This is a genomic window from Streptomyces sp. JNUCC 64 (assembly GCF_054484115.1).
The window spans coordinates 2,571,736-2,597,064 of the sequence record NZ_CM137015.1; the positions used below are offsets into that span (position 1 = coordinate 2,571,736).

Below are 25,329 nucleotides of genomic sequence, written 5' to 3' on the forward strand. Positions count from 1 at the left end.
CCGGGTAGTACTGGTTCATGATGACGGGCTCCCTCAGACCTCGTGGGGCTGGACGACGATGAAATTGCCGGGGGCACCCCGGAACTGGAGGTTCACGCCCTCGCCGGTGGACCCGGCCGGACCGTTCGCCCGCAGCCGTACCTGACTGGTGACGATCGCCTGCGCGCCCGCGGACCAGGCCACGAGCGCGTTGCAGTCGGCGAACGTGCCCTGGGTGACGGGGAGCACGACCGGGACGCCGCGCGTCTTCACCACGAGGGTGCCGGTCCCCTGGAACTGCATGGTGAACAGCGCGCCCCCGGGGATTCCGTGGCCCTCGATGCGGCGGACCTCGTAGTGGAGCGCCTCGTCGAAGGCGAGGACGTTCTCTGCGGAGACGCAGACCCCGTCGCCCTGGAGCTCGATGGTGTGCAGATGGGACGCCTCCTCCGCGAAGAAGACCTGCCCCTTGCCGTTGCAGCGCATGAGCTGCATCTCCTGGCCGGTGCCGGCGCCGACCACCCGGCCGGTGAACCCGGCGCTCTTGTGGCCGAAGTCGACCTTGCCCTGGTACAGCACCATGCTGCCCTGGCGGGCCAGCACGGGGCCGCCCCCGGTGCCGAGGTCCACGCGGACGAGCTTCTCGTTCTGCATCGTCCAGCGCTGACCGGTGGCGAGTTCGTTGAACCGCTGGAGCCCGGCCGCGACCCCCGCCGGGGTCAGGGACGGGCCGCCCGCTCCCTGACCGGGCACGGTGACGGGACCGTGGCCCGGGGCGGAGCTGAACGGCTGGCCTGGGCCGCCGGGCAGCGGCGGATGCGGAACCTGCTGGTGGGGCGGGTGGCCGTACCCCGGCGGCGGGGTCGGGGCCGCCGGTGCGGGGGGCGTGCCGTAGCCGGGGGGCGGCGGGGCGCTCGGCACCGGGGCCGGAGGAGGCGTGTGCTGGGGGTACCCCGGCGGTGGGGTGGCCCCGGGCGGGGGCGGCGGAGTCCCTCCGGGCGGGGTCGCGGTGAAGGGCGCGGCCACGGTCGGCGCGGTGTGGACCGGCGGGGCGGTGTGGACCGGCGGGGCACCGGGCGCGGGGTGCGGCGGCGGGGTGGCTCCGGGCGGAGGTGCGAAGGCGGTCGGAACGGGCTCAGGCGCGGGCGCCGGAACGGGCTGGGCCGGGGGAAGCGGTGCGACCTGTTGCGGAGGCTCGGGTTGCGCGGACGGCGCGTACGAGGGGGACGGCGTGGAAGGCGGGGAGGACGGGGAGTGCGCTGGCGGCGCGAAAGCGGGGGCGGGCGCGGCCTGCGCCGGGGGCGCGAAACCGGGCGGGGAGGCGGGCGCCTCGGCGGCGGGCTCCTCCTCGGCGACCTCGCCGCCGAAGTTGCGGAGCAGCGCGTCCAGCCCGCCGTCGAAGCCCTGGCCGACGGCAGCGAAGCGCCAGACGTCCTTCAGATAGAAGTCCCCGAGCATCACGGCGCGCTCGGTGGTGAACTCGGAACCGTCGAACGGGTACCGCGCGACCTCTTCGCCACCGGCGACGATGCGGATGTAGCCGGGCGCCACCTGCGACATCTGCCCGGCGCCGTCGATCGTCGCGGTGAACGTCAGCCGTCGCACGGCCTGGGGGATCCGATCCAGCGTGACCCGGAACGACTCGGTGTCACCGGCCTGCGGCCCCAGGAGCTGGATCGCCTCCTCCGGGCTCTTCGGCTGGTTGAAGAAGACGAAGTACCGGTCGTCCGACAGCCGGTCGTCGGCGTCGAGACCGAAGCAGCTGATGTCGAAGGCCAGTCCCGGCCCGGTGATCCGCACACCGACGTACAGATCGGTGCCCGCGGTGAGGTCACCGATCCTGGCCTTGTGGCCCCGCTGGAATTCCCTGGTCATACGTTCCGACCGTCCCCCGTCCCGGATTGCGAACACGTCGCGTCAGGCTAACCGCAAACACTGACACCGGAGCATCCCGGTACAGACCCGGTACAGAAACGGTCCCGTTCGCTCATATCCCCCATCGGAAGCTTGAGAGTGCGAAGGGCCCGGGTTCGGGGATGCCGGACCCCTGGTTCAGGAGTGGGGTGGGGGTGGGGTGGAGGCGCCTTCGGGGGCGGACTCGGGGGCGTCGGGGCGGCTGACGTCGGGAAGCGCCGTCGCGTCACTCCCCGGACGGGACCGGACGGTGCGGCAACCGATCGGCCGCGATCACCCCTTCGAGGTACCCCCGCGCCCGCTCGGTCCGGGGGTAGGACTCCAGGAGCCGCCAGAAGTCCGGACCGTGCCCCGGAACCAGCAAGTGCGCCAGCTCGTGCACCAGGACGTAGTCGACGACGTACTCCGGCATCCCCTGCAGACGGTGCGAGAGCCGGATGCTGCCCTCGGACGGGGTGCACGACCCCCAGCGCGTGTTCTGGTTGGTGACCCAGCGCACGGACGCGGGCCGCGCACGGCCCCCGAAGTACTGCGCGGACAGCCGCTCCGCGCGCAGCACCAGTTCGCCGTCCCCCAGACGTCGCTTGCTCTCCTGCGCGGCCAGCTTGTCGAGCATGACGCCCACCCACCGCCGCTCCTCCGCCTCCGACATCCGGGCGGGGATCAGCACGACGGTACGGTCGCCCTCGCGGTACGCGGAGACCGTACGGCGCCGCCGCGCGCTCCGGCGCACCTCGACCGCGCTCGCCCGCGAACCGCCGGACGGCAGGCTCGTCGCGGTGCGCTGTCGTCGTGGCTGTCCGGCGCTGTGCAAGGGGTCGGCGGGCACGTTTCGACGTTACCCGCTGCGCCCGTGAGAAGTCCCGCCTCGCAGCCGGTTCCACGGCGATCCACCCCCGCAGGGCCGAGCCGGTATGAAGAATCCGCCCGCCTGTGGATAACTTTCCGCGCCTTCCTCCTCCGCCCCTCATCATTGATTCCGTCGGCGGAGCACGGGGGTCTTCGCCGGGGCGGGAGCGGTTCCGGAGCCGGGATCCGGGGCCGGGCTCCGGGGCCGGTCCTGCGCCTTGTCCGGGCCGGGCCAGGCCGGGCCGGTTCCGGGCCGAGTCCAGGGTTCGTCTCGGTCCGGGGCCGGTCTGGGGCCGGCCTCGGTCAGGGGCTGGTCCGGGGCCGGACCCGGTCCCTGTCCGGGTGGAGGGAGGGGCTGGCGCCGCTGTGACTTGGTGCTGGGCCGCGCTCCGTCTCGGGGGTGGGCCTGACGCCTCGGGGGTGGTGGTGGGGAGGGGTGGGGGTGGGCCCCTCAAGAACGGCAGACCGAACAGCTCATCGCACTCCCACAACCCCGAAGGAGCAGCCCCGATGCCCTCCCCCACCTCCCCCTCTCCCCCCACCTCCCCATCCCCATCTCCGTCCCCGCCCCGCAGCCCAGACGGGACCCGCCCCCACCCCTCCCACCTCCCCCGGCACACCCCCGCCCCCTCGGTCTCCACTCCCGACTCGCCCGGCCATCCCCTGCTCAAACCCGCGTTCCGACGGGCGTGGCGCGATCTGCGCACCGTCCAGTTCGGAGTCACCCCGGCCCACGCCCTCACGTTCGGTCCCCTGGACGATCCGTCCGCCGCCTTCCTCAACCTCCTCGACGGCACCCGGGGCCGGACGCTCCTCCGCGACGAGGCCCGTCGCCTGGGTCTCCCCGAAGGCCGCGCCGACGACCTCGTCGAGCGGCTGGCCGGAGCGGGGCTGCTGGACGACACGACCAGTGGCGGTCCGGCGGCCGAAGCCCTGCGCCGAAACGCCCCCGCCCTGGAACGGCTACGCGCCGACCACGCCTCCCTCACGATCAGGACATCCCGCCCGGGTGAGGCGCTGCGCACGCTCGCACGGCGGTCCGGGGCGCGGGTTCAGGTACGGGGCGCGGGGCGAACGGGTGCCCAGGTCGCCGCCTTGCTGGGGGCGGCGGGGGTGGGCGCGGTCGACGTACGGGACGGCGGCTGGGTCGAACCCTGGGAGGTCGGGCCGGGCGGGCACCGTCCCGAGTCGGTCGGTGACCGGCGCGAACACTCCGCGCGACGCCTCGCCAGGAACACCGCCCCCGGCCATCCATCGCGCCCCCGCCTCCCCGACCGTTCAAGCACCACACCCACCTCCACCCCCACACCCACCATCACCCCCCGAGAACCCCGTCTGGCCCTCGCGCTCCTCACCCCCCGCGACGGCCTGGCCGTCCACGCCCCCGATCCGTCGGCCGCGCGGGAGCTGATGGCGGCGGGCGTGCCTCACCTCTATGCGGGGGTGGTCGAGGGCACGGCGGTGGTGGGCCCTCTGGTATTGCCCGGCCAGACGGCCTGCGCGGAGTGTCTTACCCGAGATCGGCTGGCCGACGATCCGGACTGGCCACGGCTGCTGACGCAGTGGCGTTCGGGCACCCCGCCACGGGTTCCGCCGTGTGACGTGGCGCTGTCCGCCGCGGTCGCGGGGCTCGCCACGGCACACGCGCTGGCCCTGCTCGACGGTGGGGTTCCAGCCAGCGCGGGCACCCGTTGGGAAGCCGTCTCCCCCGGGTTCGGCTGGCGGTCGCGCGCACTGCGTCCCCACCCGGAGTGCCCCTGCGGAGCGGCTGACCGAACCTCCGGTACCGAACACCCCTCCGAAGATCGACCGGCGCACGAGACAATGTCCCGGTAGCCGCCGACGCGGCACGGCGGTCTGGGACTTGGAGGGGCGCATGTCTGATCTTCCCCGGAAGGCGGTCACTCGAACCGCCAAGCTGGCCGCGCTGCCACTCGGCATCGCCGGGCGCGCAACGTGGGGGCTGGGCAAACGGATCGGGGGCAAGTCGGCGGAGATCGTGGGTCGTGAACTCCAGCAGCGCACGGCCGATCAGTTGTTCAAGGTGCTCGGAGAGTTGAAGGGCGGGGCGATGAAGTTCGGACAGGCCCTGTCCGTCTTCGAGTCGGCGTTGCCCGAGGAGGTGGCGGGTCCCTACCGGGCCGCGCTCACCAAGCTCCAGGAGGCCGCGCCCCCCATGCCGACGCGCACGGTGCACGGGGTGCTCGCCGAGCGGTTGGGCGAGGACTGGCGCGAGCTGTTCGAGGAGTTCGAGGACAAACCGTCGGCGGCGGCGTCGATAGGCCAGGTGCACCACGCGGTCTGGCACGACGGCCGAGAAGTCGCCGTCAAGGTGCAGTATCCGGGCGCGGGTGAGGCGCTGTTGTCCGATCTGACCCAGATCGGACGTTTCGCCAAGTTGCTGGGGCCGTTGATGCCCGGGATGGACGTGAAGCCGCTGATCTCCGAGTTGCGGGACCGGGTGGCGGAGGAGTTGGACTACTCCCTGGAGGCACGGGCGCAGGGCGTTCACGCGGAGGAGTTCGCCGACGATCCGGACGTCCTGGTCCCGGCGGTGATCCACCAGTGTGATCAGGTACTGGTCACCGAGTGGATCGAGGGCGTCCCCCTGTCCCGGGTGATATCCGACGGCACGCCGGAACAGCGTGACCGGGCGGGGCAGTTGCTCGCCCGCTTCCTGTTCTCCGGGCCCGCGCGCACGGGCCTGCTGCACGCGGACCCCCATCCGGGCAACTTCCGGCTGCTGCCCGACGAGAAGGGTGGCTGGAAGCTCGGCGTGCTGGACTTCGGCACGGTCGACCGGTTGCCCGGCGGGCTGCCGGTGACGATCGGCGAGTCGCTGCGGAGGACCCTCGACGGCGAGGCGGAGGCCGTGTACGGGTTGCTGTGCGACGAGGGTTTCGTGAAGCCGGAGATCGACCTCGATCCGCAGGCCGTGCTCGACTACCTGCTGCCGATCATCGAGGCGGCCGAGGTGGACGAGTTCACCTTCACCCGGGAGTGGATGCGGTCGCAGGCGGCCCGGATCGCGGACCCGCGCTCCCCCGCCTACCAGTTGGGCAAGCGGCTGAACCTTCCTCCGGAGTACCTGTTGATCCACCGGGTGACGCTGAGCACGATCGGGGTGCTCTGCCAGCTCGGAGCGACGGTCCGGCTGCGCGAGGAACTGGAGACGTGGGTGCCGGGCTTCCTGCCGGACGAGGACGGCGACGAGGGCGGGGACGGGGAAGCCGTAGTCACCCCGTCCTGACCTCCCGCCTGGACGCCGAACGACCCAGTCGACGGACATGACGCCCCCGACCAACTGACTCACGGACCACGACCACGACGCCAGACCCGACACGGCACGACACATGTCACACACGTCAACGTCACCACCAAGGCGAGTCGAGGCGCCCTTCGATCGATCTGAGGTTGTCCCGGGCGCAGCGGTCGCAGAAGTACCGGCGGACCCCGTTCTCGACGGAGCAGGTCCAGGTGGACGGGGTGCCGTCGGTGGTGCCGCAACGGGCGCATCCGACCGCCTCCGGCGGCGGGGCACCGGGATCGCCGGGGCGGCCGGAGCCGATCTGATCGGGGGCGTCGGCTCCGATCAGATCGGCTCCCTCAGCGGGATCGGTGCTGTCGGCGGGATCGGCGCCGTCGGTGTGCTGACGTTCCACCGGGCGAAGGTACCCCCGGCACGGCACCGCCCGGAGCCGGGTGCCAGAGGCCCGGACGGGACGACCCGGGCGGTGGCGGGACACCGGGGCCCCGACCCGCCTCTCCCTCCATGACGGGTCGACAAACGCCTGCGGGAGCCGGTCCGTTCGGGACCGGCTCCCGCGATATGGAAGTGCCGTGCGCACGCCCCTCACCCGGAACCGCACACCCGTTCAGGGTGGCGACCGCCGGATTCCCGTCCGTGTGGCGCGGCACGCACCACACGGGAGCGGGGCCGCACGTCTGCCGCCCCCTGTACGAAGGGGGCGGGCGGTGCGACCGCTCGGGTTGCCCCGGAGGGCCTGGGTCACGGACGGGACGGGGGCGGAAGACGGACTCGGAAGGAAGACGGATGGACCGCCACTCCGTCAGTGCCCCCGCTGCCGCTGTCGCTGCCGCTACCGCCGCTGCCGCATTACTGCATGACGGCGACGGCCAGGGCGCGCCGCGCACGCATCGACGCGCGCTCGGCGCGGCGCTGCATACGGCGGGCGGCTACGATCCGGGCCGCCGGTCGGGCGTGCTCGGCTTCCCGGAGCCGCTCGTGCATATGCGCACGTGCCAGGGCTTCTGGGATGAGTTGCATGGCTCGGTTCCTGTTCTGACGTGCTTCGACGCCGATGGTGGAGAAGTCTGTGGTGGGGTGCGCGGGTTCGTGGGTGGGAGTCATCGGGGCCTGTTTCCGGGGGTCGTGCGTGAGGGGACGGTCGATCGTTCCTAGGGTTTTCATGCCGTGACCGGGTTCTTGCGCGGACGGCCACGGGGCCGCTTGCGGGCGACGACGACGCCCTGGACGAACAGCTCTCCGCCCCAGACGCCCCACGGCTCGCGGCGCTCCTTGGCACCCGCGAGGCAGGCTTCGACCAGCGGGCAGGTGCGGCACAGCGACTTGGCGTACTCGACGTCCGCAGGGGACTCCGCGAAGAAGACCTCGGGGTCGTAGGCGCGGCAGGGTACGGGCACGCCGAGGTTCTCGATGGCGTCGTCGAGCGCGGTGAGCGCGGTGAGGGGCGTCACGGTGGAGTCCTTCGTGGGGCCGGGCGGGGAGATCGTGTCCGAGGACGGAGCTGACGGAGCGTGCGCTTCGAGTTGCACGGTGGTGTCTTCCTCGTTTGGTTCGGTCCGGCCGGTCGGCCGGTGACTGTCTCCTCAGCGGTGGCTGGGGAGGCTGGTACCGGGTTTTCTGTTGTCCCGAGGCCCCTTCGCTCCGTCTTCCCGCTCGGGGAAAACAGAAGGGCCGCGGATCCCGGGTGGGGTTCCGCGGCCCTGAAGGCGCCGGCCTGATCGAGATCAGGCTGGATGACTCCAGGGTTCGAGCCCACGGAAGGCCCACATCGTGTGGTGCTGGCTGGTCTGCCGCTCGCCGGTGTCGGCTGCGGTCGCGGTAAAGCCATAGGCGGATGCCTTGACTGCCACTACCGCGTTCGACACCTCGGTCGGTCGGCCGATGCGCTCGCGGGTCACGGCGGCATCGACCACCGGAGCGAACGTGGGACGCGGGGCGACGCCGGACAGACCCGTGCCCAGGTTCGAGAATCCAGGCAGGAGGAGGGAGGCGACGGCCGAGCGACCGCAGTTCGCGGCGGCGTTGACGGGCTTGCTGGTCTTGCGGCTCTTGATGCTGATCACTGGACTCGCCTCCTCTCGGCGTCTGGGGGACCTGGTCGAGACCGGATCCGACGGATATACGGATATGAATTACAGCACGGAGTGGGGCCTCCGGAGAAGCCCGCGTTTCCGTGCTTCAGAACCTATGGTGCCTGCTGGGGCATGCGCAAACTATTTTTCCGACGAGTTTGCCTCAGAGGTCAGGGTCCCCTCGCTGACCCTCCTCACCTGCGCAAATGGCCAGCACATCGGCGCCGAAGCCCCGTACCTTGCGCATCCCGACCCCCGGGATGCGGGCCAGGGTTCCCTCATCCTGGGGGATCGCCTCGGCGATGGCGATGAGGGTCTTGTCGGTGAAGACGCAGAACTCGGGCTGGCCGGTCTCCTTGGCGCGGACGGCCCGCCAGTCGTGGAGCCGGGTGTAGAGGCCCTCGTCCATGTCCGAGGGGCAGTCCTCGCAGCGCATCAGTTTCATCTCGCCCGCGTCGGTCAGGGTCCGCCGGCAGACCCGGCAGCGCGCGGGGGTGCGGGCCCGGCGGGGCGCGGCAGGGGCGGGGGTCCGGTCGCTGCCGGGTTCGACGCCGCCCCGGCCGGGCCGGGTGCCCCGGGTCGTGCCGCCGCCCGCGGTGCCGGGGCGCAGTCCGTCGAGGAAGTGGCTGGCGCTTCGGCCGGGGCGACCGCCTGGCGAGCGGGCCAGCGCCCAGGAGACGTGGAGGCGCTCACGGGCCCGGGTGACCCCGACGTAGAGCAGGCGGCGCTCCTCCTCGATCTGTTCGGGGGTGCGGGCGTAGGTGATCGGCATCATCCCCTCCGCGACTCCGACGAGGAAGACGGCGTCCCATTCGAGGCCCTTGGCGGCGTGCAGGGAGGCGAGGGTGACGCCTTGGACGGTGGGCGCGTGCTGGGCTCCGGCGCGTTCGTCGAGTTCGGCGACGAGGTCGCCGAGGGTGGCGGCGGGGCGGGCGCGGGCGAGGTCCTCGGCGAGCCGCACCAGGGCGGCCAGGGATTCCCAGCGTTCCCGGGCGGCGCCGGAGCCCGCGGGGGGCTGGGGCGTCCACCCTCGGCCGGGGAGGCCGGACAGGACGTTGCGGACCTGGGTGGGGAGGTCGTCGGCGTCATCGAGGAGGGCGTCGTTGGCGCCGAAGCGGGCGGCGCCGCGCAGGGCCGCGCCCGCTTCGCGGACCTCGGGCCGCTCGAAGAAGCGTTCGGCGCCGCGCAGCTGGTAGGGGACGGCGGCGTCGGCGAGGGCCTGTTCGTAGGTCTCGGACTGGCTGTTGGTGCGGAAGAGGACGGCGATCTCGCTGGCGGGCACTCCGGAGGCGATGAGCTCGCGGATGCGGCGGGCGGTCCCCTCGGCTTCGGCGGGTTCGTCGGGGTACTCGGCGTAGAGGGGCGTGGGGCCGTTGTCGCGCTGGGAGACCAGTTCGAGGCGGTGGTCGGCGGCGCGTCCGCTGGCCTGGGCGAGCAGGCCGTTGGCGAGGTGGACGACCTGGGGGGTGGAGCGGTAGTCGCGGACGAGTTTGACCACGGTGGCCCCCGGATGGCGGGTGCGGAAGTCGAGCAGGTGGTCCGGGGTGGCGCCGGTGAAGGAGTAGATGGTCTGGCTGGCGTCGCCGACGACGCAGAGGCTGTCCCGCTCGCCCAGCCACAGGTCGAGCAGCCGCTGCTGGAGGGGGCTGACGTCCTGGTACTCGTCCACGACGAAGTGCTGGTACTGGCTCCGGACCTGGTCGGCGATGTCGTGCCGGTCCTGGAGGACGGCGACGGTCAGCAGCAGGACGTCCTCGAAGTCGATGACGGAGCGCTGGCGCTTCAGGTCCTCGTAGGCGCCGTAGAGCTGGCTGATCTCCGCGGCGGCGCGGGGGGCCTCCCGTCCGGCCGCGCGGGCGGCGGGGGCGTAGTCGGCGGGGACCGTCTGGGTGACCTTGGCCCATTCGATCTCGCCGGTGACGTCGCGCAGCTCGGTGCGGTCGAGGCGGATGCCGCAGACCGTGGCGGCGTCGGCGACGAGCTGGATCTTGCGGTCGACGATCCGGGGCAGGGAGCCGCCGACGGCCTTGGGCCAGAAGTACTGGAGCTGGCGGAGGGCGGCGGAGTGGAAGGTGCGGGCCTGGACGCCCTGGACGCCCAGCTGCCGCAGCCGTCCGCGCATCTCGCCCGCCGCGCGGTTGGTGAAGGTGACGGCGAGGACGCTGCCGGCCTGGAGGACTCCGGCGTGGACCCCGTAGGCGATGCGGTGGGTGATGGCCCTGGTCTTGCCGGTGCCCGCTCCGGCGAGGACGCACACCGGGCCGCGCAGGGAGGTCGCCACGGCCCGCTGTTCGGGGTCGAGCCCGTCCAGTACGGCGTCGGCGCCCCGTGGCGGCTCGGGGAACTGGGTGGGTCCCGGTCCCCCTGGGAAGAGCGTGGAGTGCGTTGCTGAGGTCACCCCGCCATGCTGCCAGGTCCATGGAGGGGGCGGGAAAAGTTATCCACAGGGCGAGGGGTTCAGTCGTACTGGTACGACCATCACACCTACGCTCTCCCGGCCGCCGCCCTCTCGCCCTCCCCTCGCCACCCCCGGCGGCTCCCCACGGCTTTCCCCGGCTCTCTCGCGACACCACCGCCCCCACCCGTCATTCAGCGGATGACGCGCCATCCCGCACCCTGACCTCTCACCCGCCGACCGGGGGGCACCCGAGTTGCCCGCGCGGAACCGGCCGAGCGACCCGACGACCCCATCGCGGTCACCCTCCGTGACGCCCTCGCTGGATGCGCTCAATCGCCGGTCCGGGCGAAACCTCCCCCGCCGCCGGGAATGGTGGCCGCTCCCCGTACGTTTCCGTGGTGCGGGTGAGCGACGAGCTCACCCTCCGGGCACCGAGGAACGGGAGAGACATGTCGGGCACTGTGACGATGTACAGCACTACGTGGTGCGGTTACTGCCAGCGGCTGAAGAGCCAGCTGGACCGTGAGGGCATCGGCTACCACGAGATCAACATCGAGCAGGACCCGGAGTCCGCGAAGTTCGTGGAGGAGGCGAACGGCGGCAACCAGACGGTGCCGACCGTCGTCGTGGGGCCGCGCGGCGGCGGCGCCGACGTGGTGATGACGAACCCGAGCCTCGCCCAGGTGAAGCAGGCCCTGGCCAGCTGAGGCCCGGCCCCAGCGCCCCGTGCCGTACCTACCACGCGGTACGGCACGGGCGCGGCGCATTTCGACGGACGGCGTTCCGCGCGGTTATCCGGACCGTACGGAACGCCGTCGTCGTGTGTGCGCCAGGGCGGGCCCGCCGGGCCCGCACGGACCGGACACGACAGGGGCGGGACCGGAGGCAGGGGCCCTGCCCCCGGTCCGGACGCCCACGGGGCCGGGTACGCCTCAGAAGGCGGGGCCCTGCCGGGGCAGCGGCTTGCCGTACCAGAGTTCGATCAGCCGGGACGCGATGGAGATGCCGTAGGGCGGCAGGACCTCGCCGGAGTCGAAGGCGGCGGCCAGCTCGTCCCGGGTGAACCAGCGGGCCTCCGAGATCTCCTCGCCGTCCACGTCGACGTCCGTCGTGGTGGCGCGGGCCACGAAGCCCAGCATCAGGCTGGACGGGAACGGCCACGGCTGGCTGGCGACGTAACCGACCTCCCCGATCTCCAGGCCGACCTCCTCGCGGACCTCTCGGCGCACCGACTGCTCGATGGACTCGCCGGGCTCCACGAACCCGGCGAGGGTGGAGAACCGGCCCTCGGGCCAGTGCACTTGGCGGCCGAGGAGCGCCCGGTCCTCGTCGTCCGTGACCAGCATGATCACGGCCGGGTCGGTGCGCGGGTAGTGCTCGGCGCCGCACGCCTGGCAGCGGCGGATGTGCCCGGCGGCGGCGATGACGGTGCGTTCGCCGCAGCGGGAGCAGAAGCGGTGCATGCGCTGCCAGTTCTCCAGCGCCACGGCGTGCACCATGAGGCCCGCGTCCCGGGGCGACAGCAGTTGTCCGGCCTCCCGCAGGCTGGCCGCCCGTGCCGACTGGTCGAGGCGTCCCGGAAGGGTGTCCTTCTGGAGCGCGAAGTACCGCACCCCGTCGTCGTCGGTGCCCAGGAAGTAGCGGTGGGCCTCGGTGACGGGCGCCTCGAAGGTGGGGGTCATCATCAGTTCGGTGCGGCCGTCGGACGTCTCGTCGATGAGGACCTTGCCCCCGGAGACCACGAAGACCCTGGTCGTGGGGTGGCTCCAGGCCGCGGCGAGCCACGCTTCGTCAAGGCGCTGGTGGGCGGCGCGGTCGATGCCGCTCGGCGCGGTCAGCGGCAGCGGATGATCGGCGTAGCGCTCGGTCCAGGTGGTCACAGGTGCTTCCATCTCCCCCGGGGATGCGGATGTGTCGGCGGGTTCGGCGAGTCGTGCGGCGGGGCCAGGGGGCGGCCCCGGTGCGGCGCGCGGTGCGCGCGGGCGGGTGCGTCAGCGGGCATCGCGCCAGGTGGCGGCGAGGTCCTCCCACAGGTAGGCCGTGGCCTCCACGCCCTTCAGCAGCAGGTCCAGCTCGGCCTTCTCGTTGGGCGCGTGCCAGCCGTCGGACGGGATGGAGACGCCGAGGAACAGCACGGGTGCCCCGAGGACGTCCTGGAGGTCGGCGGCGGGCCCGGAGCCGCCCTCGCGGGTGTACCGGACGTCCGTGCCGAAGGCGCGGCCCATCGCGCGGGTCACCGACTGGAGGGCGGGGTGGTCGAGCGGGGTCAGACAGGGGCGGGTGGCGGCGCCGAAGACGATGTCGTGACGGACGCCGTCGGGCAGCTGGTCGGCCACCCACGCGCGGACGGCCGCCTCCACGTGGTCCGGGTCCTGCCCGGCCACCAGCCGGAAGGACAGCTTCAGCATCGCCCGGGCGGGGATGATCGTCTTGCCGCCGGGGCCCTGGTAGCCGCCGCCGATGCCGTTGACCTCGGCGGTCGGACGGGCCCACAGCCGTTCCAGGGTGGTGTATCCGGCCTCGCCCCGGGTGGCGTGGGACTTGGCGGTGCGCAGCCACTCGGCCTCGTCGAAGGGCAGCTCGGCGAAGAGTTCGCGTTCCCGGTCGGTGAGGTCGACGACGCCGTCGTAGAAGCCGGGGACGGTCACGCGCGCGTGCTCGTCGTGGAGGGCGGCGACGAGGCGGGCGGCGGCGTCCGCCGGGTTGGGGACGGCTCCGCCGAAGGACCCGGAGTGGATGTCCTGGTCGGGTCCGTACAGCTCGATCTCGCAGTCCGCGAGGCCTCGCATGCCGGTGCACACGGTGGGGGTGTCGGCGGACCACATGCCGGTGTCGGAGACGATGACGGCGTCGGCGGCGAGCCGGTCGGCGTGTTCCTCGACCAGGGCACGGAAGTGCGGGGAGCCGGACTCCTCCTCGCCCTCGACCAGCAGCTTCAGATGGACGGCGGGGGTGGTGCGCCCGGTGGCCGCGAGGTGGGCGCGGACGCCGAGGGTGTGGAAGAACACCTGCCCCTTGTCGTCGGCGGCTCCGCGCGCGTACAGCTTGCCGTCCCGGACGACCGGCTCGAACGGGTCGGTGTGCCAGCCGTCCTCACGGGCGGCGGGCTGGACGTCGTGGTGGCCGTAGACGAGGACGGTGGGGGCGTCGGGGTCGGCGGAGGGCCAGTGCGCGAAGACCGCGGGGGCGCCGGGGGTGTCCCAGATCTCGACGGCCGGGAACCCGGTGTCCTTGAGGGCTGCGGCGAGCCATTCGGCGCTGCGCCGTACGTCGTCCGCGTGCTCGGGCTGCGCGGAGACGGACGGGACGCGCAGCCAGTCGCCGAGGTCGGCGAAGAAGGCGTCGCGGTGGGTGGCGATGTACGTGCGGACGGCGCTGACGGCACTGTCAACGGGCTTGCTCATGGTCTTGAGCCTAACCGCCCGCCGGAGCGGACCGGTCCGGCGGTTCCCCGGGGGCGGGCACGCCGGGGGTGCCGTCGTCGTCCCGGCCGCCGAGGAGGCGTTCCAGTTCGGCCCGTCCGGGGAGCCGTGCGGGGCGCACCGTCTCGCCGCCGCGTACGTGGAGGAAGGTGGCCGTGACGGACTCCAGGGGGACGCCTTGGCGCTCGGCCCAGGCGAGGCGGTAGACGGCGAGCTGGAGGGGGTCGGCGTCCTGGCCGTGGCCGGTCTTCCAGTCGACGATCTCGTAGGTGGTGTCCTCGCCCTCGCCGTCGCGGTAGACGGCGTCGATGCGGCCCCGGACGACGCGTCCGGCGAGTTCCAGCTGGAACGGGGCCTCGACCCGGTACGGGGTGCGCCGCGCGTAGGGCGTGCGTTCGAAGGCGGCCTTCAGCTCCTCCAGGTCGTGCGCGTCGGCGATCTCGGCGTCGGCTCCGGGGAGGTCGTCGGGGTCGAGCAGGGGCAGCCGCAGTTCCTCGTAGCGGGACTCGACCCAGGCGTGGAAGCGGGTGCCCTGGCGGGCGGCGGGCTGCGGGGGGCGCGGCATGGGGCGGGCCAGCTCCTGGGCGAAGCCGTCGGGGTCGGCGGCGAGGTGGAGGAGCTGGGAGGCGGTGAGGGAGGCGGGCAGGGCGACGTCGGTGACGCGGCGGCGGGCGCGCAGCAGTTCCCCGGTGAGGGCGTCGAGGTCACGGTCCCAGGAGGCGACCGCGCGGGCGTCCTCGGGGGTGAGTCCGTCGGGGCCGTCGGGACCGGTGGGACCAGTGGGACCGTCGGGACCGGTGGGGTCACCGGAGCTGTCGGCGCCGCCGGAACCGTCGGTTTCGCCGAGCCAGGCGGGGTCACCGGGGCCGGTGAGATCGCCAGGACCGGTGGGGTCGCCGGGGCCGTCGTCGGCGGGCACGCGCGCGGGGGGCACGGTGACGCCGGAGGGCGCCCCGGGGCCGGGGACGGTGGGCGCGTGGGCGTCCGGGGAGGGCGCGGCCGTGCCGTCCGGAAGCGGAAGCGGTCCGGGGAGGTCCGCCCGGACCGGGACGGCGGGGCGCGTGGGGCTCCAGTCGTCCCAGCCGCCGGGCTCACCGGTGCCGTCAGGGCCGTCGGGGGCGCCGAAGCCGTCCGGGGGGCCGTACGGGTCGTCCGGATCGTCCGGGGGCCCGTCCAGCGGTTCGTAGGGGTCCTCGGGGGGCGGGGGCCACTCCGGGTCCTCGCCGGTCGTGGCGGGGGACGCGGGGCGGCCGTCGGGCCCGCGCGCGGGGGTGGTGCCGGTGAGCCGGGCGAGGTGGTCGAGGACGAGGTCGGCGGCGGCCCGGCGGCGGCGGAGGGCGTCCGGGTCCAGCGGCAGGGGCCAGGCGTGGTCGGCGGTGGCCGCGCCGAGGGCGGGGTTCTCGTCGTCGGGGCCCGGGCGGTCGGCCCACTCCTCGATCTCGCCGTGTCCGGCGGCGCAGTGGTCGTGGAGGGCGCGCAGGAAGTCCGAGGGGCCCCGGAGCCGCTTCTGGGTGGGCCCCCACCAGTGGCCGGAGCCCAGCAGCAGGGAGCGGGGGCGGGTGAAGGTGACATAGCCGAGGCGGAGCTCCTCGGTGTGCTGGTGGCCCTTCATGTCCTCGTGGAACGCCTTGAGGCCGCGCGCGTCCCAGGCGGTGACCTCGGGCAGGGTGTCGGCGTCGCCGCGCAGGGGGTGGGGCAGGACGTTGCCGCGCGCGGTCCACCGGTCGCGGCCCTGGGCGCTGGGGAAGGTGCCGGTGACGAGTCCGGGGACGGCGACGACGTCCCATTCGAGGCCCTTGGACTTGTGGGCGGTGAGCACCTTGACGGTGTTCTCGCCGCCGGGCAGGGCGTTGTCGAGGCCCTTCTCGTACTGGGCGGCGGTCCGCAGGAAGGCGAGGAAGGCGAGGAGCGTGGCGTCCTTGTCGTGGGCGGCGAAGGAGGCGGCGGTGTCGAGGAAGTTGGCGAGGGTCTCCCGGCGGCGGGCGGCGAGCGCGTGCGGGGACGCCGACAGTTCGACCTCCAGTCCGGTGGTGGCGAGGACCCGGTGCAGCACGTCCATGAGGGGGTCCGCGAGGGAGCGGCGCAGATCGCGCAGTTCGGTGGCGAGGCGGGCGAAGCGGACGCGGGCGGCGGCGGAGAACGGCAGGCCGTCGTCGGGGGTGTCGGCGGGCTGTTCCAGGAAGGTGTCGAGGGCGTCCGCGAGGGAGACGACCTCGGCGGGGTCGACGCCTTCGACGGCCTCCGCGAGGCGTCTGCCGAGGTCGGGTCCGTCGTCGCCGTCCACGCGCGCGTGGCGGACGAGGAGGCGGGCGCGGCGGCCCAGCAGGGCGAGGTCGCGGGGGCCGATCCGCCAGCGGGGGCCGGTGAGCAGCCGTACCAGGGAGGCGTTGGCGCCGGGGTCCTGGAGCACCTCGCAGACGGCGACCAGGTCGGCGACCTCGGGCAGGTGGAGCAGTCCGGAGAGTCCGACGACCTCGACGGGGACGTCCCGGGCCACCAGGGCGCCCTGGATGTCGGCGAAGTCGGCGGCGGTGCGGCACAGCACCGCGATCTCGCCGGGCTGGGTGCCGGTGCGCACCAGGTGGGCGAGGGAGTCCGCGATCCAGGCGATCTCCTCGGCGTGGGTGGGCAGCAGGGCGCAGCGGACGGTGCCCTCGCGTTCGGCGCCGGGGGCGGGGCGGAGGGCCTCCACGCCCGCGTGGCGGGCGCGCAGGGGGGTGGCGAGGTCGTTGGCGAGGTCGAGGAGGCGCCCGCCGCTGCGGCGGTTCTCGCTGAGGGAGTGGCGGGTGGCGGGGCGGCCGTCGGCGTGGGCGAAGTGGTGGGGGAAGTCGTCGAGGTTGGCGACGGAGGCGCCGCGCCATCCGTAGATGGCCTGGCAGGGGTCGCCGACGGCGGTCACGGGGTGTCCGGTGGCGGCGCCGAAGAGGCCGGACAGCAGGATGCGCTGGGCGACGGAGGTGTCCTGGTACTCGTCGAGGAGGACGACGCGGAACTCGTCGCGGAGGATGCGGCCGACCTCGGGGCGGGTGCGGGCGAGGGTGGCGGAGAGGGCGATCTGGTCGCCGAAGTCGAGGAGGTCGCGGGAGCGTTTGGCGGCGCGGTAGCGCAGCACGAGTCCGGCGAGTTCGCGGCGGGCGGCGGCGGCCTCGGGGACCTTGCGCAGATCGGCGTTGCCGAGCCGGACGCCGTCCAGGGTGTCCAGCAGGGCGGTGTCGTGGGCGCGGAGGTCCTCGGGGGCGACGAGGTGTTCCGCGAGGTCGGCGTCGAGGGCGAGGAGGTCGCTGACGAGGTCGGGGAAGGAGCGGGTGAGCGCCGGGTAGGGGCCGGGGGCCTCGCGCAGCACGCGGGCGGCGAGCTGGAAGCGGGTGGCGTCGGCGAGGAGCCTGGTGGTGGGTTCCAGGCCGATGCGGAGCCCGTGGTCGGTGAGGAGCCGTCCGGCGAAGGCGTGGTAGGTGGAGATGACGGGTTCGCCGGGGGGGTTGTCGGGGTCGATGACGGCGGGGTCGGTGACCCCGGCCTTGACGAGGGCCTTGCGGACGCGTTCCGCGAGTTCACCGGCGGCCTTGTTGGTGAAGGTGAGGCCGAGGACCTGTTCGGGGGCGACCTGACCGGTGCCGACGAGCCACACCACGCGGGCGGCCATGACGGTCGTCTTGCCCGACCCGGCCCCGGCCACGATGACCTGCGGGGCGGGCGGCGCGATGATGCAGGCCGTCTGCTCCGGGGTGAACGGGATGCCGAGGAGCCGCTTCAGCTGCTCGGGGTCGGTGAGGTGTGCGGGCACACGGGAGAGGCTAGTCGCGGGCGCTGACGTTCCGGACCGGCGTCCGTCCGCCGTCCGTCCGCTGTCGGCGTCCCGAGGGGCCGGGAGCGCGTTCGCGCGTCCGCCGGAGCGGCTGCTCGGCAGCTGCCCGGACGGGCCGCCGGGGGCCGTCCGGGCCCGGCAGGACGCTCCCTGGACCCCGGCCCCTCAGCCGGTACGCCGACCCGCGCGCGGGCCCTCCCCCGCTCCGGGGGCGGTGGACGCGCGGCCGGGCCGGGGGGGGACGGCCGTGAGCGAGCTCACCCGGTCACTCGACCACGTGGCGTCCCTCGGGGCGGGCGCTGCACGAGGCGCGGAACGCGCAGTGGCCGCAGTGCTGGCCGGTGGTGGGCGAGAAGCGTTCGTCGAGGACCTTGCCCGCGGCGGTGGCCAGGAGGTCCCCGATCCACTGCCCGGACGGCGGCTCCTGGGCCTGTACCCGGGGGTGGTCGTCGCCGCCGTCGCGGACCGGGGCGCCCTGGCGCAGCTGGACGAGTTCCGCGCCGCCCGGCGGGGGGCGGACGCCGTCGAAGGCGTCGTCGACGGCGCCCTCGGTGACGGCGAGCTGGTAGACGGCGAGCTGGGGGTGGCGGGCGACCTCTGCGGCGGTGGGGGTGTTCTTGCCGGTCTTGAAGTCGACGACGTAGGCGCGGCCCTCGCCGTCCCGTTCGACGCGGTCCATGGAGCCCCGGACGCGCACGTCGTAGGGGCCCGCCTCCAGGGTGACGTCGAAGTCGTGCTCGCTGGCCACGGCGGTGCGTCCGGCGCGGTCGGTGACGTGCCAGGTGAGGAAGCGTTCGAGCGCCGCGCGCGCGTGCTCCTTCTCCTGGGCGGACTTCCAGGGCGCGTCGAAGGCCAGGGCGTCCCACACCGAGTCGAGGCGCTCCATGAGGACGTCGAGGTCGGCGGGGGTGCGTCCGGAGGCGACCTCGTCGGCGAGGACGTGGACGACGTTGCCGAAGCCCTGCGCGGCGGTGGCGGGGGCGTCGGCCTTCACCTCGCGGCCGAGGAACCACTGGAGGGCACAGGTGTGGGCGAGCTGGTCGAGGGCGCTGCCCGACAGGGTGACGGGGCTGGAGCGGTCGCGCAGGGGCACCCGGTTCTCGGTGGGGTCGTCCACGCCCCACCAGCGGTACGGGTGGGCGGCGGGCACCAGGGGGCGTCCGTCGTCGTCGAGGGCGGCGAGGGCGGCGAGCCGCCCGGCGGCGGCGCGGCGCAGCGCCGGGGACGCCTGGGGGTCGACGGTGGTGGCCCGCAGCTCGGCGACGAGGGCGGCGACGGCTAGCGGACGGCGGGGACGGCCGGTGACGTCCCGGGGTTCGACGCCGAGTTCGGTCAGGAAGCGGGACGGCTGGTCGCCGTCGTCGGCGGGTGCCTTCACGGCGGTGACGACGAGGCGTTCACGCGCGCGCGTGGCGGCCACGTAGAAGAGACGGCGTTCCTCGGCGAGCAGGGCGCCGGGCGGCAGCGGGGCGGCGAGCCCGTCGCGGCCGATGCGGTCGGCCTCCAGGAGCGAGCCGCGGCGGCGCAGATCGGGCCAGAGGCCCTCCTGGACCCCGGCCACCACGACGAGCCGCCATTCGAGGCCCTTGGCCCGGTGGGCGGTCATCAGCCGGACCGCGTCGGGGCGCACGGCGCGCCGGGTGAGGGTGTCGGCGGCGATGTCGGCCGCCTCGGTCTCCGCGAGGAAGTTCAGGGCGCCCCGGCCCCCGGTGCGTTCCTCGGCGCGGGCGGCGGTCGCGAAGAGGGCGCACACGGCGTCGAGGTCGCGGTCCGCGTTGCGTCCGGCGGCGCCGCCGCGCCGGGCGGCACGCTCCAGGCGCTGCGGCCACGAGGTGCCCTGCCACAGCTCCCACAGGGCTTCCTCGGCGGTGCCGCCCCGGGCGAGCCGTTCGCGGGCGGCGCGCAGCAGGGCGCCCAGGCGCTGGGCGCCGCGCGCGTAGGCGGGGTCGTGCGCGGCGAGGCGTTCCGGTTCGGCGACGGCGCGGGCGAGCAGCGCGTCGGAGGGCGGGGGCAGCGCGTTCCCGGCGGCGCGTTCCTCGTCGCGCAGGGCGCGGCCGAGACGGCGCAGGTCGGCGGCGTCCATGCCGCCGAGCGGGGAGGCGAGGAGGGTGAGCGCGGTCTCGGTGTCCAGCCACGAGGTGTCTGGAGCAGGGGTGCCGTCAAGGTCCTGGGGGCCGTCGTCCGGAGTGGCGCCGGTGTCGGTGCCGTCCGGAACGGTGCCCGTGCTGGTGCCAGTGTCGGTGCCAGTGCCAGTGCCGGCGGAAGTGGCGCTCTCCTGAAGAGGGGTGCCCTCCTGAAGGGGGACGGCGTCCTGGCGGGCGACGGCGGCGGCCGGAACCCCGGCGGGCTCCCCGAGGACCGCTTCGGCGACCGCCTTGAGGGCCGTCAGCAGGGGCGCCACCGCGGGTTCGTGCCGGAGCGGCAGATCGTCGCCGTCGATGTCGAGGGGCACGCCCGCGGAGGTCAGGGCGCGCCGCAGTCCGGGGATGCTGCGGCCGCCCGCGCGCACCAGGACGGCCATCTCGCCCCAGGGCACGCCGTCCTCCAGATGGGCGCGGCGCAGGATGTCGGCGACGTTGTCCAGCTCCGTCCCGGACGTCGGGTACGTGTACACCTCGACCTGTCCGCCGTCGCGGGCGGCGGCGAGGTCGCGGTGGGCGCGGACCCGGTCGGCGGGCAGCCGGGTGAGGGGCATGCGCTGGGTGAGGAGCCGGGTCGCGGTGAGCAGGGCGGTGCCGGAGCGGCGGGAGGTGCCGAGGACCTCCACGCGCGCGGGGGTGCCGTCGGGGTGCCGGAAGGCGGTGGGGAAGTCGAGGATGCCGTTGACGTCGGCGCCCCGGAACGCGTAGATCGACTGGTCGGGGTCGCCGAAGGCGACGAGGGTGCGTCCGCCGCCCGCGAGCGCGTCCAGGAGCCGCACCTGCGCGGGGTCGGTGTCCTGGTACTCGTCGACGTAGACGGCGTCGTACTGGGCGGCCAGCGCGGCGGCGGTCCCGGGGAGGCGGGCGAGGAGGACGGCCCGGTGGACGAGTTCGGTGTAGTCGAGCACGCCCTGGAGGTCGAGGACGTCCAGGTAGTCGGCGAGGAACGCGGCGGCGGCACCCCAGTCGGGGCGGCCGGTGCGGGCCGCGAAGTCCCCGAGGGCGCGGGGGGCGAGCCCCAGTTCCCGGGTGCGGGCGATGACGGCGCGCACCTCGTCGGCGAAGCCCCGGGTGGTCAGACAGGCGCGCAGTTCGTCGGGCCAGCGGACGTGGCGCAGTCCGGCGCGTTCGAGGTCGATCTGTCCGGCGAGCAGTTCCCGCACGGTGACGTCCTGCTCCGGTCCGGACAGCAGCCGCAGGGGTTCCACGAACAGGTCGGCGTCCTGGTGGGCGCGGACCAGGGCGTAGCAGAACGAGTGGAACGTGGTGGCCTGGGGGGCGCGGGCGGCACCGATGCGCAGGGCCATCCGGTCGCGCAGTTCGACGGCGGCCTTGCGGCTGAAGGTGAGCACCAGCACGCGCGCGGGGTCGTCGCCACGGGCCACCCGGGCGGCGACCGACTCGACGAGGGTCGTGGTCTTGCCGGTACCCGGGCCCGCCAGCACGAGCAGCGGTCCCTTCCCGTGGTCAACCACCGCGCGCTGGTGTGCGTCCAGACGAGGGGGGGCCACCCGGGTCGGCGCGGTACGCACCAGCCGGTACGCGCCGGTGCCCTCCCGCCGCGCACGGGGGTGCGGCGGGCGTCTGGTGGAGGAAGGGAAGCTCACGTGGTTCGTCGGTCCTGGTGGTCGTGCTGAGGGGGGTGCGGCCGGCCGTCCCGTGGGGCACGGCCGTCCGGCCCGTCGTGCGTGTGGTCCGGCCCGTCCGGCCCGTCCTGCGGGTCTTGTCCGTCGTGCCCGTCCCAGCGCGCGTGCCGTACGTCGACCCTCGGGTAGCCGGTGGCGGAGGAGGCCGACGCGCGCAGGGGCGTGCCCTCGGCCCGGTAGTGGCCGAGGGCGTCCGGTTCGTGCCCCGGCAGGAGCACTCCGTCGGCGCGGATCACCCGCCACCAGGGCACGGCCCCGCCGTAGAGGGCCATCACCCGGCCGACCTGGCGCGGCCCGCCCTCCTCCAGCCATTCCGCGACGTCCCCGTAGGTCATCACCCGGCCGGGCGGGATCAGATCGGCGACTTCCAGGACCCGTTCCGCGTACGCGGGGTACCTGGGGGGACCGTCGTGTCCGGCGGTTCCCCCGGGTGCGGCCGTCGCGTCCGCCGGGCGGCTCTCCTCGCTCATCCGTCCTATCCTGCCCCACACCACCGACAGCGCGGCGGGCTCCGGCCCGGTCGCGCGCGAGGCCCACGGGAAGCGGGTGAGGAGGTCCCGATGTCCCCGTATCGCACCCTGATGCCCCGCTCCGGCGACGGAGCATGCCAGGATCATGCGGGCGGTGACTGGTGATACGAGAACGAGAAGACGCGGCGGAGCGGCCGGGCGTGCACCCCGAAGGAGCGGGTACGTCCGGCGGACCGGCGCGCCCTGACACCGGAGAACGGCCCCTGAAGGCGCACAAGGATTCCGAGGAGACCACGGCGACCGGCACCGGGACGCCCGGGCCGCACGGCACCGCCTCGACGGACGGGACGCCCGCCTCCGGAGGGCCGGACGCCCCGTCCGGCACCGGGCCGGGCACGGGAGCGCCCGCCGCCGACCCGGTACCGGACGCCGTGGTGCCCGCACCGGCCGGAGCGGATCCGGCCGCCGTCACCCCGGAGGGTCCCGCGGACCCGGACGAGCTGACGGAGCCCCTCGCCGACACCTACGTGGACGAGGTGGAGGGCGACGAACCGCTGCTCCCCGCGCGCGTGCACCGTCCCTCGGACCTGATGCGGCTGCTCGTGGGGGTCCTCGCCATCGCGGTGGTGCTGGCGATCGCCACGTTCGCGCACGGGACGACCTCGGGCCTGGAACAGGACATCAGCAAGGGCACCGAGGAGGCCCCCGACCTGCTGATCAAGTTCGCCGGGCTGGCGTCGAGCATCGCGGTGCTGCTGGTGCCGGTGGCGTTCGCCGTGGAACGGCTGATCAAACGGGACGGGCTGCGGATCGCGGACGGGGTGCTCGCCGCGGTCCTGGCGCACGGGGTGACGCTCGCCACGGACCTGTGGGTCGCGGAGTCGGCACCCCAGTCGATCCAGGACGCGCTGACCCGGCCGTCGCCCGCCGACATCCACGCGCTGACCGATCCGGTGCACGGCTACCTGGCCCCCGTGATCGCCTACATGACGGCCGTGGGGATGTCCCGCAGACCCCGTTGGCGGGTGGTGCTGTGGGTGGTGCTGCTCCTCGACGCGTTCGCGATGCTGGTGACCGGTTACACCACCCCGTTCTCGATCATCCTTACCGTCCTCATCGGCTGGACGATCGCCTACGGGACGCTGTACACGGTCGGCTCGCCCAATGTGCGTCCCACCGGGCAGACCCTGCTGGCGGGATTGCGCCGGGTCGGCTTCCACCCGGTGAGCGCCGCCCGCGAGGAGGCCGTCGCCGACGGCGACGGCCCAGGGAACGGCGACAACGGGGACCGGGGAAGGCGGTATTTCGTCACGCTGGAGGACGGTCCCCCGCTGGACGTGACGGTGGTGGACCGCGAACAGCAGGCGCACGGGTTCTTCTACCGGGTGTGGCGCCGGGTGACCCTGCGGGGCATCACCACCCGCCGCAGCCTCCAGTCGCTGCGCCAGGCGCTGGAGCAGGAGGCCCTGCTGGCGTACGCGGCGATCGCCGCGGGGGCCAACGCGCCCAAGCTGATCGCCACCTCGGAGCTGGGCCCGGACGCGGTGATGCTCGTCTACGAGCACCGGGGCGGACGCACCCTCGACTCGCTGCCCGACGGTGAGATCACCGACGCGCTGCTGCACGACACCTGGCGCCAGGTGCAGGCCCTCCAGTCCCGCCGGATCGCGCACCGCAGACTCGCGGGCGACGCGATCCTGGTGGATCGTTCCGGCACGGTGATCCTGTCCGATCTGCGGGGCGGCGAGATCGCGGCGGGCGACCTGGTGCTGCGGATGGACGTCGCCCAGCTCCTGACCACCCTGGGGCTGCGGGTGGGCGCCGAGCGGTCGGTGGCCGCGGCGGTGGCCGTGCTCGGCCCGGACCTGGTCGCGGGCTGTCTGCCGCTGCTCCAGCCGATCGCGCTGACCCGCGCCACCCGGGGCACCCTGCGCAAGCTCGCCAGGGAGCGCTCCCAGCGGGAGCGGGAGGCGGTCCTGGAGGCGTCCCGGCTGGCGAAGCAGGAGCGTCTGGAGGCCGCCTCGGCGGCCGCGGAGGCGGCTTCCTCCGGCACGGCCCCGGGAACCACCGGGACGGCCGCGCCGGACGACGTCCACGGGCCGTCCGGAGCGCTCGGGAAGCCCGACGCCCGCACGGCCTCCGGCGAGCGGTCCGCCCGCGAGGAACGGCAGGCCGAACAGCACGCCATAGACGACGCGCTGGAGAAGGCCCGCGAGGAGGACCTGCTCACCCAGATCCGTCACCAGGTGCTGCTCATCCGGCCGCAGGCGCCCGTGGAACCGGCCCGTCTGGAGCGCATCAGACCGCGCACCCTGATCAGCATCCTGGCCGGGGCGGTCGGCGCGTACTTCCTGCTGTCGCAGCTCACCCACACGGACTTCGGGACGGCGTGGGAAAGGGCCCAGTGGGGCTGGGTGGCGGTGGCCGTGCTGTTCTCGGCGCTGAGCTACTTCGCCGCCGCGATGAGCCTGCTGGGCTTCGTCCCGGAGCGGGTGCCGTTCCTGCGCACCGTGGCCGCTCAGGTGGCCGGGTCGTTCGTGAAGCTGGTGGCCCCGGCGGCGATCGGCGGGGTCGCGCTGAACACCCGGTTCCTCCAGCGGGCGGGGGTCCGCCCGGGGCTCGCGGTGGCCAGTGTGGGCGCCTCGCAGCTGTTCGGGCTGGGCGCGCACATCCTGCTGCTGCTGTTGTTCGGCTATCTGACGGGCACCGAGAAGACCCCGTCGCTGTCGCCGTCGAGGACGGTGATCGCGGGGCTGCTGACGGTCGCCGTGCTGGTGCTGGTGGTGACGTCGATCCCGTTCCTGCGGAAGTTCGTGGTCACCCGGCTGCGGTCGCTGTTCGCGGGTGTGGTGCCGCGCATGCTGGACGTGCTCCAGCGTCCGCAGAAGCTGATCACCGGGATCGGCGGGATGGTGCTGCTGACGGCGTGCTTCGTGCTCTGTCTGGACGCGTCGATCCGGGTGTTCGGGGACGGGACCACGTCCGTGAGCCTGGCGGGCGTGGCCGTGGTCTTCCTGGCGGGCAACGCGCTCGGCTCGGCGGCTCCGACCCCGGGCGGTGTGGGCGCCGTGGAGACGGCCCTCACCTTCGGTCTGGTCGCGGTGGGGCTGCCCACCGAGGTGGCCGCCCCGGCGGTGGTGCTGTACCGGCTGCTGACCCTGTGGCTGCCGGTGCTGCCGGGCTGGCTGTTCTTCAACCACCTCACCCGCAAGGGCGCCCTCTGAGGCCGTCGGAGCGCCGCTGAGGGGCCGTCGGGGGGCCGTCGGGGGGCCGGTGAAGGCGTAAGGCGTCGGAGGCCCGCCGAGGGCGGTTCCGGACCTCATGAGGCCGTCCGGGAGCCGGGAGGCACCCAGAGGCGCCCGGGG

Annotated in this window: 16 protein-coding genes; 4 read left to right on the top strand and 12 right to left on the bottom strand. The window is 74.1% G+C overall.

Going from position 1 to position 25,329, the window contains the following annotated elements; genetic code table 11:
- Nucleotides 1-33: 33 nt before the first annotated feature.
- Together ACVWNX_RS10260 and ACVWNX_RS10265 are read right to left on the bottom strand one after the other, a co-directional pair.
- Nucleotides 34-1,854 (bottom strand): TerD family protein, encoded by a 1,821-nt coding sequence (locus ACVWNX_RS10260; RefSeq protein ID WP_454413589.1) that lies wholly within the window; start codon nt 1,852-1,854, stop codon nt 34-36.
- Nucleotides 1,855-2,119: 265 nt separating this feature from the next.
- On the bottom strand, nt 2,120-2,722 hold the full coding sequence (locus ACVWNX_RS10265; protein ID WP_454413590.1) for a M48 metallopeptidase family protein: 603 nt from the start codon (nt 2,720-2,722) through the stop codon (nt 2,120-2,122).
- Between the two features lie 530 nt (nt 2,723-3,252).
- Here ACVWNX_RS10265 and ACVWNX_RS10270 point away from each other — a divergent pair.
- Together ACVWNX_RS10270 and ACVWNX_RS10275 are read left to right on the top strand one after the other, a co-directional pair.
- On the top strand, nt 3,253-4,578 hold the full coding sequence (locus ACVWNX_RS10270; RefSeq protein ID WP_454413591.1) for a TOMM precursor leader peptide-binding protein: 1,326 nt from the start codon (nt 3,253-3,255) through the stop codon (nt 4,576-4,578).
- Between the two features lie 40 nt (nt 4,579-4,618).
- Nucleotides 4,619-5,992, top strand: a complete 1,374-nt coding sequence (locus ACVWNX_RS10275) for an ABC1 kinase family protein (protein WP_454413592.1) — start codon at nt 4,619-4,621, stop codon at nt 5,990-5,992.
- 121 nt (nt 5,993-6,113) lie between these two features.
- Here the strand turns inward: ACVWNX_RS10275 and ACVWNX_RS10280 are convergent, their stop codons facing one another.
- The 5 genes from ACVWNX_RS10280 to ACVWNX_RS10300 form a co-directional block, all read right to left on the bottom strand.
- Nucleotides 6,114-6,311, bottom strand: coding sequence for a hypothetical protein (locus ACVWNX_RS10280; protein WP_454414703.1), 198 nt, complete (start codon nt 6,309-6,311; stop codon nt 6,114-6,116).
- A gap of 548 nt (nt 6,312-6,859) precedes the next feature.
- Entirely contained in the window at nt 6,860-7,174 is a 315-nt protein-coding gene (locus ACVWNX_RS10285) for a hypothetical protein (RefSeq protein WP_454413593.1), read from the bottom strand.
- Nucleotides 7,171-7,539: a WhiB family transcriptional regulator gene (locus ACVWNX_RS10290; RefSeq protein ID WP_454413594.1), complete on the bottom strand. Its 369-nt coding sequence runs from the start codon at nt 7,537-7,539 to the stop codon at nt 7,171-7,173. The genes ACVWNX_RS10285 and ACVWNX_RS10290 overlap by 4 nt, the downstream gene beginning before the upstream one ends.
- A gap of 195 nt (nt 7,540-7,734) precedes the next feature.
- Nucleotides 7,735-8,073 (bottom strand): hypothetical protein, encoded by a 339-nt coding sequence (locus tag ACVWNX_RS10295; protein ID WP_454413595.1) that lies wholly within the window; start codon nt 8,071-8,073, stop codon nt 7,735-7,737.
- Between the two features lie 172 nt (nt 8,074-8,245).
- Nucleotides 8,246-10,480, bottom strand: a complete 2,235-nt coding sequence (locus ACVWNX_RS10300) for an ATP-dependent DNA helicase UvrD2 (protein ID WP_454413596.1) — start codon at nt 10,478-10,480, stop codon at nt 8,246-8,248.
- A 449-nt stretch (nt 10,481-10,929) separates the two neighbouring features.
- Here ACVWNX_RS10300 and ACVWNX_RS10305 point away from each other — a divergent pair, with 449 nt between their 5' ends.
- On the top strand, nt 10,930-11,187 hold the full coding sequence (locus ACVWNX_RS10305) for a glutaredoxin family protein (protein WP_454413597.1): 258 nt from the start codon (nt 10,930-10,932) through the stop codon (nt 11,185-11,187).
- 225 nt (nt 11,188-11,412) lie between these two features.
- Here the strand turns inward: ACVWNX_RS10305 and nudC are convergent, their stop codons facing one another.
- The 5 genes from nudC to ACVWNX_RS10330 form a co-directional block, all read right to left on the bottom strand.
- Complete coding sequence (nudC, locus tag ACVWNX_RS10310) at nt 11,413-12,372, bottom strand: NAD(+) diphosphatase (protein ID WP_454413598.1); 960 nt, start codon at nt 12,370-12,372, stop codon at nt 11,413-11,415.
- A gap of 99 nt (nt 12,373-12,471) precedes the next feature.
- A complete protein-coding gene (locus ACVWNX_RS10315; RefSeq protein WP_454413599.1) occupies nt 12,472-13,884 on the bottom strand; it encodes a dipeptidase in 1,413 nt (470 codons plus the stop codon).
- A 10-nt stretch (nt 13,885-13,894) separates the two neighbouring features.
- Nucleotides 13,895-17,686, bottom strand: a complete 3,792-nt coding sequence (locus tag ACVWNX_RS10320; RefSeq protein ID WP_454413600.1) for a UvrD-helicase domain-containing protein — start codon at nt 17,684-17,686, stop codon at nt 13,895-13,897.
- A gap of 286 nt (nt 17,687-17,972) precedes the next feature.
- On the bottom strand, nt 17,973-21,455 hold the full coding sequence (locus ACVWNX_RS10325; protein WP_454413601.1) for an ATP-dependent helicase: 3,483 nt from the start codon (nt 21,453-21,455) through the stop codon (nt 17,973-17,975).
- The gene (locus tag ACVWNX_RS10330; RefSeq protein WP_454413602.1) at nt 21,452-21,964 is read right to left on the bottom strand and encodes an MGMT family protein; all 513 of its coding nucleotides are present in this window, start codon (nt 21,962-21,964) and stop codon (nt 21,452-21,454) included. Before ACVWNX_RS10330 ends, ACVWNX_RS10325 begins: the two co-directional genes overlap by 4 nt.
- Nucleotides 21,965-22,554: 590 nt before the next feature.
- Here ACVWNX_RS10330 and ACVWNX_RS10335 point away from each other — a divergent pair.
- A complete protein-coding gene (locus ACVWNX_RS10335; RefSeq protein ID WP_454414704.1) occupies nt 22,555-25,188 on the top strand; it encodes a lysylphosphatidylglycerol synthase transmembrane domain-containing protein in 2,634 nt (877 codons plus the stop codon).
- Nucleotides 25,189-25,329 lie beyond the last annotated feature (141 nt).